Source organism: Streptomyces sp. NPDC016845 (genome assembly GCF_044332585.1).
Lineage (GTDB): Bacteria > Actinomycetota > Actinomycetes > Streptomycetales > Streptomycetaceae > Streptomyces.
Genome location: NZ_JBIRPI010000001.1, coordinates 365435 through 378093, shown reverse-complemented (window position 1 = coordinate 378093; position 12659 = coordinate 365435). Strand labels below are relative to the sequence as shown.

10 protein-coding genes and 1 pseudogene are annotated in these 12659 nt (G+C 71.6%); 6 read left to right on the top strand and 5 right to left on the bottom strand.

From position 1 onward, the window contains the following. Positions 1-149: 149 nt before the first annotated feature. From ACH4RC_RS01610 to ACH4RC_RS01595, 4 genes are read left to right on the top strand one after another with little or no spacing between them, the layout of a single operon-like run. Entirely contained in the window at positions 150-1262 is a 1113-nt protein-coding gene (locus ACH4RC_RS01610) for an aliphatic sulfonate ABC transporter substrate-binding protein (RefSeq protein ID WP_398193701.1), read from the top strand. A gap of 57 nt (positions 1263-1319) precedes the next feature. Continuing rightward, on the top strand, positions 1320-2111 hold the full coding sequence (locus ACH4RC_RS01605) for an ABC transporter ATP-binding protein (protein WP_398193699.1): 792 nt from the start codon (positions 1320-1322) through the stop codon (positions 2109-2111). Beyond that, the gene (locus ACH4RC_RS01600) at positions 2098-3003 is read left to right on the top strand and encodes an ABC transporter permease (RefSeq protein ID WP_398193697.1); all 906 of its coding nucleotides are present in this window, start codon (positions 2098-2100) and stop codon (positions 3001-3003) included. Before ACH4RC_RS01605 ends, ACH4RC_RS01600 begins: the two co-directional genes overlap by 14 nt. A 7-nt stretch (positions 3004-3010) precedes the next feature. Then, on the top strand, positions 3011-3754 hold the full coding sequence (locus ACH4RC_RS01595; RefSeq protein WP_398193695.1) for a sirohydrochlorin chelatase: 744 nt from the start codon (positions 3011-3013) through the stop codon (positions 3752-3754). Positions 3755-3766: 12 nt separating this feature from the next. Here the strand turns inward: ACH4RC_RS01595 and ACH4RC_RS01590 are convergent, their stop codons facing one another. Continuing rightward, the gene (locus tag ACH4RC_RS01590; protein WP_398193692.1) at positions 3767-4753 is read right to left on the bottom strand and encodes a helix-turn-helix domain-containing protein; all 987 of its coding nucleotides are present in this window, start codon (positions 4751-4753) and stop codon (positions 3767-3769) included. A 99-nt stretch (positions 4754-4852) separates the two neighbouring features. On the opposite strand from ACH4RC_RS01590, the gene ACH4RC_RS01585 reads away from it, so the two are divergent. Next, positions 4853-6136 (top strand): MFS transporter, encoded by a 1284-nt coding sequence (locus ACH4RC_RS01585; RefSeq protein WP_398193690.1) that lies wholly within the window; start codon positions 4853-4855, stop codon positions 6134-6136. On the opposite strand, the gene ACH4RC_RS01580 is transcribed toward ACH4RC_RS01585, so the two are convergent. The 3 genes from ACH4RC_RS01580 to ACH4RC_RS01570 form a co-directional block, all read right to left on the bottom strand. After that, on the bottom strand, positions 6126-6722 hold the full coding sequence (locus ACH4RC_RS01580) for a TIGR03086 family metal-binding protein (RefSeq protein WP_398193687.1): 597 nt from the start codon (positions 6720-6722) through the stop codon (positions 6126-6128). The genes ACH4RC_RS01585 and ACH4RC_RS01580 overlap by 11 nt on opposite strands. Positions 6723-6775: 53 nt before the next feature. After that, entirely contained in the window at positions 6776-7342 is a 567-nt protein-coding gene (locus ACH4RC_RS01575; protein ID WP_398193686.1) for a DUF1697 domain-containing protein, read from the bottom strand. A gap of 82 nt (positions 7343-7424) precedes the next feature. After that, on the bottom strand, positions 7425-8612 hold the full coding sequence (locus ACH4RC_RS01570) for a S8 family serine peptidase (protein ID WP_398193683.1): 1188 nt from the start codon (positions 8610-8612) through the stop codon (positions 7425-7427). 346 nt (positions 8613-8958) lie between these two features. Between ACH4RC_RS01570 and ACH4RC_RS01565 the strand changes: the two genes are divergently transcribed. Next, positions 8959-11244: an MMPL family transporter gene (locus tag ACH4RC_RS01565; protein WP_398193681.1), complete on the top strand. Its 2286-nt coding sequence runs from the start codon at positions 8959-8961 to the stop codon at positions 11242-11244. 125 nt (positions 11245-11369) lie between these two features. Here the strand turns inward: ACH4RC_RS01565 and mgt are convergent. After that, positions 11370-12634 (bottom strand): annotated as a pseudogene (gene mgt, locus ACH4RC_RS01560) (macrolide-inactivating glycosyltransferase). Positions 12635-12659 lie beyond the last annotated feature (25 nt).

The window sequence follows — 12659 nt, the reverse complement described above, 5'->3', positions numbered from 1 at the left end:
GCTGACGTACGCGCACTGCCCGCGCGCCCTCGCCCCCCACGCCGTAGTGATCGCCGCGCACCATGCCGTGCGGCGAAGACGAAGACCTGCCGACCTCCCGGCCACGCCCTGAGCGCGTGACCGCCGGGCCGACGAGAGGAACACCTCCCGTGCCTGCCAACCGATCGATCCTCACGCGCCGCGGCCTCGTCGCCGTCGCCGCGCTGCCGCTCCTCGCGCTCACCGCGACGGCCTGCGGCTACGGCTCGGACAGCGACGACAGCTCCACGGAGAACGTCTCCGCCAAGGGCAAGGCCCTCTCCGCGGACACCGTCAAGATCGGCTACTTCGGGAACCTGACCCACGGCACCGCCCTCGTCGGCAACCAGAAGGGCTTCTTCCAGAAGGAGCTCAAGGGCACGCAGGCGAAGTACCAGGTCTTCAACGCCGGGCCCTCCGAGATCGAGGCGCTCAACTCCGGCTCCATCGACATCGGCTGGATCGGCCCCTCCCCCGCCATCAACGGCTACACCAAGTCGCAGTCCAAGTCGCTGCGCATCATCGGCGGTTCGGCCTCCGGCGGCGTGAAGCTCGTCGTCGATCCGAAGAAGATCAAGACCCTGGACGACGTCAAGGGCAAGAAGATCGCCACCCCGCAGCTCGGCAACACGCAGGACGTCGCGTTCCTGAACTGGATCGCCGAGAAGGGCTGGAAGGTCGACGCGCAGTCCGGCAAGGGCGACGTGTCCGTGGTCCGCACGGAAAACAAGATCACCCCGGACGCCTACAAGTCCGGCTCCATCGACGGCGCGTGGGTGCCGGAGCCGACCGCGTCGAAGCTGGTCTCCGAGGGTGCGAAGGTGCTGCTCGACGAGGCGGACCTGTGGCCCGACAAGAAGTTCGTGATCACGAACATCATCGTGAAGCAGTCCTTCCTCAAGGAGCACCCGGACGTCGTCGAGGCCGTGCTGCGCGGCTCGGTGAAGACCAACGCGTGGATCAAGGCCAACCCCGACGAGGCGAAGGCCGCCGCCAACAAGCAGTTGGAGAAGGACTCCGGCAAGGCGCTGCCGGCGGAGGTGCTCGACCCGGCGTGGAAGTCGATCGAGTTCACCGACGACCCGCTGGCCGCGACCCTCGACTCCGAGGCGGACCACGCGGTCAAGGCCGGTCTCCTGGACAAGCCCGACCTGGCCGGGATCTATGACCTGAAGCCGCTGAACAAGGTCCTCGCGGCCGAGGGCGGCGCCAAGGTCGACGACGCCGGTCTCGGCGTCAAGTAACCCGCCCGCAAGCCGAGTTCACAGGATTCCAGCAGGTTTCCCAGGAGGTGACGACCTATGGCGACGACTCTCGCCAAGGCGGGTGACCCCGCCGCCCCGACCGGTGGCAGGGCGGCCCGGATCGAGCACGTCTCGAAGTCCTTCGCCACACCGGCGGGCCCCCAGCTCGTTCTGGACGACATCACGCTCGACGTCGCGCCGGGCGAGTTCGTCACCCTCCTGGGGGCCTCGGGGTGCGGCAAGTCGACGCTGCTCAACCTGGTGGCCGGGCTCGACCGGCCGTCGGCGGGGGCCATCGCGACGGACGGGCGGCCCGCCCTGATGTTCCAGGAGCACGCCCTGTTCCCGTGGCTGACCGCGGGCAAGAACATCGAACTCGCGCTGAAACTGCGGGGCGTGGCGAAGAACGAACGGCGCACCCGCGCCGAGGAGCTGCTGGAACTGGTCCGGCTCCAGGACGCGTACGGCAAGCGCGTGCACGAGCTGTCCGGCGGTATGCGCCAGCGGGTGGCGCTCGCGCGGGCGCTCGCCCAGGACGCCGGGCTGCTCCTGATGGACGAGCCGTTCGCGGCGCTCGACGCGATCACGCGGGACGTGCTGCACGGCGAGCTGACCCGGATCTGGCGCGAGACGAACGTCTCCGTCCTCTTCGTCACGCACAACGTGCGCGAGGCGGTGCGGCTCGCCGAGCGCGTCGTACTCCTCTCCTCCCGTCCCGGCCGGATCGCCCGCGAGTGGACGGTGGACATCCCGCAGCCGCGCCGCATCGAGGACGCCGAGGTCGCGGAGCTCTCCGTCGAGATCACCGAACAACTGCGTGGGGAGATCCGCCGCCATGGCAAGGACTGAACCGACGGCCGCGGTCGACGAGCGGCCCGGCAAGGACGACCTCGCGGGTCTGGAGGCGGGACTCGACGCGCTGGAGTCGCAGGACACCGGCCGTGTCCCGTTCACCCGCACGCTCCGCGAGAAGGTCCTGCCGCCCCTGACGGCGGTCCTCGTCGTCCTGGTGATCTGGCAGGCGCTGGTCTCCTTCAAGATCGTCGACGATCCGACGAAGCTGCCCGCGCCGTCCGCCGTCTGGGACGAGGTGCGAACCGCCTGGCTCAAGGGCGAACTGCTCGGCTACATCTGGACGAGCGTCTCGCGCGGCCTGCTCGGCTTCCTCTTCGCCCTGGTCATCGGCACCCCGCTCGGGCTGCTCGTGGCGCGGGTGAAGTTCGTGCGCGCGGCGATCGGCCCGATCCTCTCCGGGCTCCAGTCGCTGCCGTCGGTGGCCTGGGTCCCCCCGGCCGTCCTCTGGCTCGGCCTGGACAACTCGATGATGTACGCGGTGATCCTGCTCGGCGCCGTCCCGTCGATCGCCAACGGTCTCGTCTCCGGCGTCGACCAGGTGCCGCCGCTGTTCCTGCGCGCGGGCCGCACCATGGGCGCGACGGGCGTGCGCGGCCTGTGGCACATCGTCCTGCCGGCGGCGCTGCCCGGCTACCTCGCCGGTCTCAAGCAGGGCTGGGCGTTCTCCTGGCGCTCGCTGATGGCGGCGGAGATCATCGCGTCCTCGCCCGACCTGGGCATCGGCCTCGGCCAGCTCCTGGAGAACGGCCGCAACGCCTCGTCCATGCCCATGGTGTTCCTGGCGATCCTGCTCATCCTGATCGTCGGTATCGTCATCGACCTGCTGATCTTCAGCCCGCTGGAGCGCCACGTCCTGCGCGGTCGCGGCCTCCTCGTGAGGAACTGAGCCACCCATGCGCCACACTCCACCCGTCCTCCTGGTCATCGCCCACGGCAGCCGCGACCCGCGCCACGCCGCGACCGTGCACGCCCTCGTGCGCGAGGTGCGGGCGCAGCGGCCGGGGGTACGGGTGGAGACGGCGTTCCTGGAGTTCAACGTCCCGTCGGTGCACGGGGTCCTGGGCTCCCTGGCGGCGGACGGCGTCCGCGACGTGGTCGCCCTCCCCCTCCTCCTGACCCGCGCCTTCCACGCCAAGTCCGACATCCCGGCGGTCCTGCGCGAGGCCCCGCCCTCGCTCGGCATCCGCCAGGCGGACGTCCTCGGCCCCTCCCCGCTCCTCCTCACGGCCCTCGAACGCCGTCTGTACGAGGCCGGTCTCACCCCGGCCGACAAGCCCACGACCGGCATCGTCCTGGCCTCGGCGGGCTCCTCCGACCCGGAGGCGATCGCAGTGATCGCTGACATCGCGCGGGAGTGGCGGCACACCGGTTGGTGCGCCGTGCGACCTGCGTTCGCCTCCGCTTCCCTCCCCCGCACGGAGGACGCGGTACGCGAACTGCGCGCCCTGGGCTGCGCACGCGTCGCGGTCGCGCCGTACGTCCTCGCTCCCGGCCGCCTCCCCGACCGGATCGCACGGGGCGCGGCCGAGGCGGATGTCCTGGCGGATGTGCTGGGCCCGGCACCGGAGGTGGCGCGGGTGCTGCTGCGCCGCTACCAGGACGCGTGCGTACGGGAACTGGCCGCGATCGGGGCCTGACGCCCGGGCCGGTCAGCTCGGCCCGCACAGCCGCTCCCCCAGCTCGCTGCGCGCATACCGCACGCTCCGGCCGCTCCGGGCCCGGGTCAGCAGGCCCGCGTCGTACAGGACCGACAGGTGCTGGCTGACCGCGCCCGGGGTGACGGCGAGGCGGTGGGCCAGTTCCGTGGTGGAGGCCGGTTCCCGGAGGAGGTGGAGGATGCGGGCGCGGGGGGCGCCCAGGAGGCGGGTGAGGGCTTCGCCGGTGGCCGGGGGCGGGGTCTCGGAGATCGTGGCCCGGCCGCGCGCCGGGTAGCAGAGGATCGGGGGCAGTGACGGGTCGATGTTGGTGTGTGCGCCGAGGGCGAACATCGTGGGGATGATGACGAGGCCCCGGCCGCCGATCTGTATGTCGGCCTCCGGCCAGGGGTGCCGGTCGAGCTTCTTGACCAGGGTGAGGACCTCACCGTTCCAGTCGAGCCGCGGGTCGAGGCTCGCGAAGAGGCTGCCCGCGCCCTCCTCCGCGAGGACCTTGCCGCGGTGGGCCAGGTCGGACTCGAGGATCGTGTGGACGCGCGGCCACCAGTCGGGGGCGAGGCAGTCGTGCCAGTACGCCGCCAGGGCGCCGGTGACGCGGTCGAGGAGCGCGGCGGGGTCGGTCAGGCCCTCACGGACGACGGGCGGCATCGGGTGGTTGGCGTACGCGGCCCCGAAGTCGGCGGCCAGGACGTGCGGTGGCGTGGTGCCGAGCGCGGTGAGCTGCTGGGCGAAGACCGGCCGCGGGCGCTCGGGGCGCGGCGTCATGAAGTCCGGGACCCACATGCTCGGGGCGATCAGCGCGGTGAGCAGCTCGGTGTCCTGGCGGCGGAAGGCGGGGGCGAGGCGGCGCAGCCAGGGGCGCTGGTGCGGATAGCGGGCGGGGTCGCGCCAGCAGCGCAGGGAGTAGACGGCCTCCTGGAGCGGCGAGTACGCGAACGACGTACGGGCCAGGTCGCCCACGACGAAACGGAATTCGATCATCTGCGGGCCTCCCCCCTCGTCCGCGTCGCGAACCCGCGCACCCTTTAGGCGCAGGCTAAAGGAATGTCCCCGCAAGCGGACGGCCGGTTGGCTGTGGACATGACCACTTCGCCGACCGATGCCCGGCAGGACCCCGCGGCCACCCGTTTCCTCGGGATGCTGCCCACCGACCCGCTGTTGCTGCGCCTCTCCCTGTTCACGCTCGTCAACGCGTTCGGGCGCGGTCTGTTCTTCCCGGTCAGCGTCCTGTACTTCACGCGCGTCGTCGGGCTGAGCGCCACCTCGGTCGGCGTCGGTCTCACCGTGGCCGGGCTCTTCGGGATCGCGGCCGCAGTGCCCGCCGGCCGGGCCTCGGACCGGTGGGGGTACCGGCCCGTGCTGACCGCGCTGTGGACCGGGTGCGGGGTCGTGCTGGCGGCGTACACGGTGATCGGCTCGTACGCCTCGTTCCTGGCGACGGCGATCGGGTACGCCGCGCTCTGCCAGGCGAGCATGGGCGTGCGCAACGCGCTCTACGCCGTCGAGCTGCCCGCGCGCACGCGCGTGGAGGGCCGGGCGCATCTGCGCATGGTGACCAATGTGGGCATGGGCGCGGGCGGCGCGTTCGGCGCCCTCGCGCTCCAGGCGGACAGCCGCGCCGGGTACACGGCGCTGATCCTCGTCGACGCGGTGGCGTTCGTCGTCTCCGGCGTCCTCGTGCACCGGCTGCCGGGCGGCACGGCGAGGCGGACGGTGGACCACGCGCGCGTGGAGAGCCCGTTGCGGGCGGTGCGCGATCTGCCGTACCTGAGCGTGACGGTCCTCAACGCCGTACTGGCCCTGCAGTACAGCCTGCTGGAGGTGGGGCTGCCGCTGTGGATCGTGCGGCACACGGACGCCCCGCGCTGGTCGGCCGCGCTCGTCATGGTCCTCAACTGCGCCCTTGTGGCGCTGCTCCAGGTGCGGGCGACGCGCGGCGTGGAGGACCTGCCGGGCGCGGTACGGGCGATGCGCCGCTCGGGGCTGCTGCTGGCGCTGGCGTGCGCGGTGTTCGCCTGCACGGCCGGGCTCCCGCCGCTCTGGGCGCTCATGGTCCTGGTGGTGGGCGCGGTGGTGCAGGTGCTGGCGGAGGTCCTGTCGGCGGCGGGCGGCTGGACCGTCGGCTACGGACTGGCGGACGCCCGCGCCCAGGGCGTCTACCAGGGCGTCTTCAACTCGGGCCAGGCCGCCGCCACCATGGCCGCGCCCGCCCTCGTGACCGCGACGGCGATCGACCACGGGGCGGCCGGCTGGGCCGTGCTCGGAGTGCTGTTCATCGCGGCGGGCCTGGGCATGGGCCCCGCGGTGCGCCGGGCCCGCCGCGACGCGTGGCGCGGCGAGCACACCGGGTCCGTCAGCTCGTGACGACGGCCTCGGGGTTCCGGCCGCTCAGCGCGAGCGCCCGCTCGTACACCGAGGCGCCCTCGCCCACGTCGACCGGGTCGGCGAACCCCTCGTACCGGCGGTACATCTCGGCGTTCTCCTCCACGACGTGCAGCAGCAGCGCGGCCGCGCCGTCCGGCACCCGGAATCCCTGGCCGGTGGCGCGGGCCACGTCCCAGCCGTGCAGGACGAGTTCGGCCCACAGCAGGGTGGCGACCCCGGGGGCGGGCTGCTGGGCGAAGCCGAGATCGATGTCGCCGTCCCAGACCTCGGGCGCGGCCCACGCGGCCACGGCCCGGTCGAGCGCGGTGGCGTACCGCGCGGCCCAGTCCGCGTCGGCGGTGAAGTCGCGCCCGGTCAGCTCCTCGGGCAGCTGGAGGCGCCGGGCCCGGTGCTCCATGCCGTGCGAGCTGTAGAGAACCCAGTGGTTGACGAGGGTGCGCACGTCCCAGTCGCCGCAGCCCGACGGGGCGTCGAGCGCGCCGGGGCCGACGCCCGCCGCGACGCGGGCGGCCTCGGCGGCGGACTCGACGAGGTACGGGTACACGGTGTCCATACGTTGTTCCATGCCGATGACGTTAAGGTCCGGCGCCCGTACCGCTCTTGAACAAACGCGACACCTCACGGAGCGCTCGTCAGCTCCACCAGCTTGACGACGGTGTTCCAGTTGCGGCTCGTCGCGATCAGGCCCTTGGTGAGCGCCGGACGGCTGAGCCGGTCGCCCAGTTTCGACGTGCCGAGGCCGTCGGGCGCGTAGAGGTACAGGGCGCGGTCGCCGAGCCGGAACTCCTCCGGGGCGTACGCGGCCGGGTCGAGCTCCGCGAACCGCTCCGCGGTGAGCTGCTCGGAGAAGTAGGTGACGTGGAGCTGCTTGCCCTGCAGTTCGGCGGCGGGGAACGGGCACGCGTCCAGGACGGCCTTGAGGTACGCGTGCTCGCGTACGAGGACGTCCACCGTGAAGCCGAACTCCGCGCTGAGGGCTCCTTCGATGGCCCGTGCCGATGTCGTCTCCGCATCGGCATCGGCATCGGCGTCTGCGGCGAAGGTCACGTTGCCGCTCTGGAGATAGGTGCGGACGTCGGTGCAGCCCAGCCCCTCGACCAGGGTCCGCAACCGCGCCATCGGCACCTTCTTGTTGCCGCCGACGTTGATGCCGCGCAGCAGGGCCGCGTATCGCTTGATCGCCATCGGGACAGGATAGGGCGGCCGCCGTGCTCCGTGGGGGTGAGCGCGGCGGCCGCCGGCCGGGCACGGGGGCCCGTACTGCTCGCTACTCGACGATCTTCAGGAGCTTGTTCGCGGTGCCCTCGGACGCGTTCGAGATGGCGTCGGGCGTGGCGCCGCCGGTCAGCGCCTTCGCGACGTCGGCCGGGGCCGCGTCCGGATGCCCGGCGAGGTAGACGGCGGCGGCGCCGACGACGTGCGGGGTCGCCATCGACGTACCGGAGATCGTGTTCGTGGCGTCGTCGCCGGTGTTCCAGTCGGAGGTGATGTCCGAGCCGGGGGCGTAGATGTCCACCGCGGAGCCGAAGTTGGAGAAGCTCGACTGCTGGTCGGTCTTGGTGGAGGAGGCGACGGTGATGGCCTCGGGGACGCGGGCGGGGCTGGAGGTGGCGGCGTCCGCCGACTCGTTCCCGGCGGCGACCGCGTAGGTGACGCCCGACGCGATCGACTTCTGCACGGCCGCGTCGAGGGCTTCGTCGACGCCGCCGCCGAGGGACATGTTGGCGACCGACGGGCCCTGGTGGTTCCTGGTCACCCAGTCGATCCCGGCGACGACCTGCTCGGTGGTGCCGGAGCCCGCGTCGTCGAGGACCCGGACGGCGACGATCCTCGCCTTCTTGGCGACGCCGTGCGCGCTGCCCGCGATGGTGCCGGCGACGTGCGTGCCGTGCCCGTTGCCGTCGTCTGCGCTGTCGTCGTTGTCCACCGCGTCGAAGCCGTAGGAGGCGCGGCCGCCGAAGTCCTTGTGGCTAATGCGGACGCCGGTGTCGATGACGTACGCGGTAGCGCCCTCACCCGCGCTGTCCGGGTAGGTGTAGGAGCCGTCGCCGGCCGTCTCCGCCTGGTCGATGCGGTCCAGGCCCCACGACGGCGGGTTCTCCTGCGCGGCGTCGATGTGGAACTTCTTGTTCTGGACGACCTTGCCGACCGAGGTGTCGGCGGCGAGCCGCTTGGCCTCCGTCTCGGTGAGGCCGTTCACGGAGAAGCCGTTGACCGCGGAGGTGTAGTTCCGCTTGAAGGTGCCGCCGTACTCCTTGGCCAGGTCCTTCTTGGCGGCGGTGTTCGCCTTCTGGTCGAGCAGCACGATGTAGCTGCCGGACACCGCGCCCTCGGCGTCGAGGCCGTAGACGGTGCCCTGGGCGGGGGTCGCGTCCGCGAGGCCGCCGGTGAAGACGGTGACGCCGATCGCTGCCGCGGCCGCGCCGACGGCTATCGCACGCTTGTGAAATGCCATGAAGAGGGATCTCCTCGTGGTGATGTGGGGGGATGAGCTCTGCGCACACCTTCTGCGCATGAGGTTCTACGCGCGTGGGGGCGCGTATTTTCGTGCGGCCCCCGGTAACCTCCGGAAGATCTCCGGGGGTTGAGACGAAACCCTGACCGATTGACACGACCAGATCAAGACCTTCACGCGCCTGTGACTTGTTCAACAAGCTTCTGTAATAACAAAACGGACGGATCCCTATAGATGTAGGGGGCTGTCGTCATCCTCCGTACCGAGCGGAGCGCCCCGCACTTCACCGAACAGCACGACGAACCCCGCTTACGGTCCCCATACCTTCGATTGCGGAGGTGACCTCATGGTGAGGAACGGGGAGCGACAGGACCGGCGGGTGCGGGGATTCGCCGCCCGGGCCGGCGGGTGGAGCGTCCGGCACCGCTGGGCGGCGGTGGGCATCTGGGTGCTCTTCGTCGTCCTGGCGATGGGGCTCGGTTCGGCGGCCGGACGCGTCGACGTAGAGGACAGCGACCAGCTCAGCGGCGAGACGGGCCAGGCGTCGCGCATAGTCGACGACGCGCGCATAGACGAGCCCGCGGGCGAGACCGTGCTCGTCCAGGGCAAGGACGGGCGGTTGCGCGCCACTGCCCCGGAGTTCAAGGCGGCCGTGGCGGACGTCATCAGGGCCGTCGAGGGCACGGGTGCCGTGACGAACGTGCGCTCGCCGTACGCCGCCCAGGCGCAGACCGTGTCGGAGGACGGCCGCACCGTGCTGGTCCAGTTCGACATGCGGGGCGACCCCGAGACGGCGGCCGACCGGGTCGATCCGGTGCTCGCCGCGGTCGAGGGCGTCGCCGACGGTCACGACGCGCTGCGGATCGAGGAGATCGGCGGCGCCAGCATGAACAAGACGTTCGACGACGCGTTCGGCGACGACTTCCAGCGGGCCGAGCTGTCGGCGGTGCCGGTGGCGCTCGGCATCCTGCTGATCGCGTTCGGCGCGGTCGTCGCGGCCCTGCTCCCGGTGGCGCTCGCCATCACGGCGATCATGGCGACGATGGGCCTGATGGGGCTCGTCAGCCATCTCCAGCCGATGAGCGAGACCGCCAACTCGGTCATGCTGCTCGTCGGTCTCGCGGTCGGCGTCGACTACTGCCTGTTCTATCTGCGCCGCGAGCGCGAGGAACGGCTGAAGGGCCACGACCCGCAGACGGCGCTGCGCGTCGCCGCCGCCACCAGCGGCCGGGCGATCATCGTCTCCGGCGTCACGGTGTGCGTGGCCATGGCGGGCATGATGTTCACCGGCCTCGCCGAGTTCCAGGCCATGGGGATCGCCTCGCTGATGGTGGTGGCGGTCGCGATGGTCGGCTCGGTGACCGTGCTCCCGGCGCTCCTCTCCCTGCTCGGTGAGCGCGTGGAGAAGGGCCGTATCCCGTTCCTGCACCGCGGGAAGCGCCGGAGCGAGGGCAGCGGCCCGAACGCCGGGAGCGGGAGCCGGTTCTGGCAGCGGGTCCTCACGGTCGTCCTCGCGCGGCCCGCCGTCTCCGTCGTCGTAGCCGTCGGCGCGCTGCTCGCGGTCGCCGCGCCCGCGCTCGGCATGAAGACGCAGAACCTCACCCTGGACCAGGAGTTCGGCTCGTCACTGCCGATCGTGGCGACGTACGACCGGGTCAACGAGGCGTTCCCGGGCGGGTCCGACCCGGCCGAGGTCGTGGTGAAGGCCGACGACATCGAGGCCCCGGCGGTACGGGCCGCCCTCGCCGACTTCCGCGCGCAGGCCGTGAGTTCGGGCGCCTCGCGCGGGCCGGTCGAGGTCACCGTGCACGCGAAGGAGAACGTCGCGCTCATCGACGTACCCCTCGTCGGCGGCTCCGACCAGGACAAGGCCGAGAAGAGCCTGGCGCTGCTGCGGGACCAGGTGCGGCCGGACACGCTCGGCGAGGTCGACGGCGTCGAGGCGCCCGTCACCGGGCAGGTCGCCGGGTCGAAGGACTTCAACGACCAGATCGTCGGCTCGGTCGTCCCGGTCTTCGTCTTCGTGGTCGTCTTCGCCTTCCTGCTCATGCTGGTCTCGTTCCGCTCGCTGACCGTCGCGGTCACGTCGATCGCGCTCAATCTGCTCTCCGTCGGAGCGGCGTACGGGATTCTCGTCGCCGTCTTCCAGAACGGCTGGGGCGCCGGGCTCGTCGGGGCGGAGGGGGTCGGCGCGATCATCTCCTGGCTGCCGCTGTTCCTCTTCGTGATCCTGTTCGGCCTGTCGATGGACTACCACGTGTTCGTGGTCTCGCGGATCAAGGAGGCGCGGCTGCAGGGCCGTTCGAACCTGGACGCCATCCGGCACGGTGTCGTCACCACGGCCGGTGTCGTCACCAGCGCCGCCGTCATCATGGTCGCCGTCTTCGCCATCTTCGGCACCCTCTCCATGCAGTCCTTCAAGCAGATGGGTGTCGGCCTCGCGGCCGCGGTCCTGATCGACGCGACCGTCATCCGGGGCGTGCTGCTCCCGGCGGTCATGGCGCTGCTCGGCGAGCGCAACTGGTACCTGCCGAAGTGGCTGCACCGGATGCCCGACCTCAGCCACGACGAGGCGGCTCCGCCCGAGCCGCGCCGCCCGGCCGAGGAGGAGCCCGTGCGCGTCTCTCCATAGATCGTGGCCGGTAACGGACGGTGCGCCGGGCTCGTCGGTTCCCGCCGGGAACCGACGAGCCCGGCGCACATCCAGTGCCGCAAGGCCAGGACCGACACCACGCTCCGCTCTATCAGTGATCGGCCCTACTTCTCGGGCAGTTCGGCCTCGATGAGGTCGGCCGCGCGCGGTGTGCCGCCCTCGCCCGCCATCTCCTGACGGATCGCGGCGAGGCGGCGCGCCACCTCCGCGTCGTCGACGAGCGCGAGGACGGCGGCCCGCAGGTTCTCGGCCGTCGCCTCCTCCCTCGGCAGATGCCGGGCGACGCCGAGCCCCTGGAGCATGTCGGCGTTGCCGAACTGGTCGACGGCCTGCGGGACGGCGACCATCGGCGTGGCGGTGGCCAGGCCCTCCTGGCTGCCGCCGGCGCCCGCGTGCGTGATGAACGCGTCCGCCTGCTCGAGGATCGACAGCTGCGGCACCCAGTTCCGTACCTCGACGTTGGCCGGTACGGATCCGAGATCGTCGGCGCTGACATGGTTGCCGACCTGGAGCACCATGTGCCAGCCCGGCAGCTCCCCGAACGCCTTGACGCACTCGCGGTAGAAGTCCGGCTGCTTGGTGAAGGACGAGCCCAGCGAGACGAGCAGCACCCGCTCGGCGTCGGCGGGCCGCTCCCAGGTGCCCTGCGCGGACCGGTCCCCCTGGCAGGCGCCGACGAACGTGTACGTCTTCTCGTCGACCCGGTCGGCGTTCGGCTGGAGCGCCTTCGGGATGAGGACGAGGGAGCGGTCGGGGCGGCCCCAGAACTCGTCGGCCGTCTTCGTCACCCCGTTTCCCCGCAGCCAGGCGGTGAACGTGTCGAAGTACGCCTTGCCGCGCGGCGTCCGCCGGGGCTCCGCCCACATCGGCTCGGCGACCTCCTCCTCGTACCCCTGCCAGGCGACGAGGTTCGGGGAGAGGGAGATCGCGGGGACGCCCCAGCGGTGGGCGAGGACGGCGGCCGGGTAGGAGGTGATGTCGTGCAGGACGAGGTCCGGGACACCGGCCCCCTCCGGTCCTTCGTACGCGTCGATGAGCTGCGGCAGCGCCTGCATCGCGTCGTTCAGGAACGGCTCCACGTTGTCCAGGAGCGTCGTCCCCCAGGCCGCCGGGTCGTCGTCGGGGCCGGGCAGGGTGGTGCGGTAGAGCACCGGCTCGGCCCCGGTCTCGGCGATCTTCTCCTCGAAGAGGTGCGGGATCGCGTACGTGACGCGGTGGCCCCGGGCGACCAGCTCGCGGATCACTTCCAGGCTCGGGTTCACGTGGCCGTGCGCGGCGATGGAGAACATCGCGATATGGGCGGGGGTTCGGGGTTCCTGGTTCATCACGCCGCCACTTTAGCGAGACGAGACGTCTCGTGCAAGACGATACGTCTCGTCCGCTGCTTTCCTCGC

Coding starts and splice junctions, on each gene's coding strand:
- ACH4RC_RS01605 (WP_398193699.1), top strand. CDS start 1,320: ATGGCGACGACTCTCGCCAAGGCGGGTGACCCCGCCGCCCCGACCGGT.
- ACH4RC_RS01600 (WP_398193697.1), top strand. CDS start 2,098: ATGGCAAGGACTGAACCGACGGCCGCGGTCGACGAGCGGCCCGGCAAG.
- ACH4RC_RS01595 (WP_398193695.1), top strand. CDS start 3,011: ATGCGCCACACTCCACCCGTCCTCCTGGTCATCGCCCACGGCAGCCGC.
- ACH4RC_RS01590 (WP_398193692.1), bottom strand. CDS start 4,753: ATGATCGAATTCCGTTTCGTCGTGGGCGACCTGGCCCGTACGTCGTTC.
- ACH4RC_RS01585 (WP_398193690.1), top strand. CDS start 4,853: ATGACCACTTCGCCGACCGATGCCCGGCAGGACCCCGCGGCCACCCGT.
- ACH4RC_RS01580 (WP_398193687.1), bottom strand. CDS start 6,722: ATGGAACAACGTATGGACACCGTGTACCCGTACCTCGTCGAGTCCGCC.
- ACH4RC_RS01575 (WP_398193686.1), bottom strand. CDS start 7,342: ATGGCGATCAAGCGATACGCGGCCCTGCTGCGCGGCATCAACGTCGGC.
- ACH4RC_RS01570 (WP_398193683.1), bottom strand. CDS start 8,612: ATGGCATTTCACAAGCGTGCGATAGCCGTCGGCGCGGCCGCGGCAGCG.
- ACH4RC_RS01565 (WP_398193681.1), top strand. CDS start 8,959: ATGGTGAGGAACGGGGAGCGACAGGACCGGCGGGTGCGGGGATTCGCC.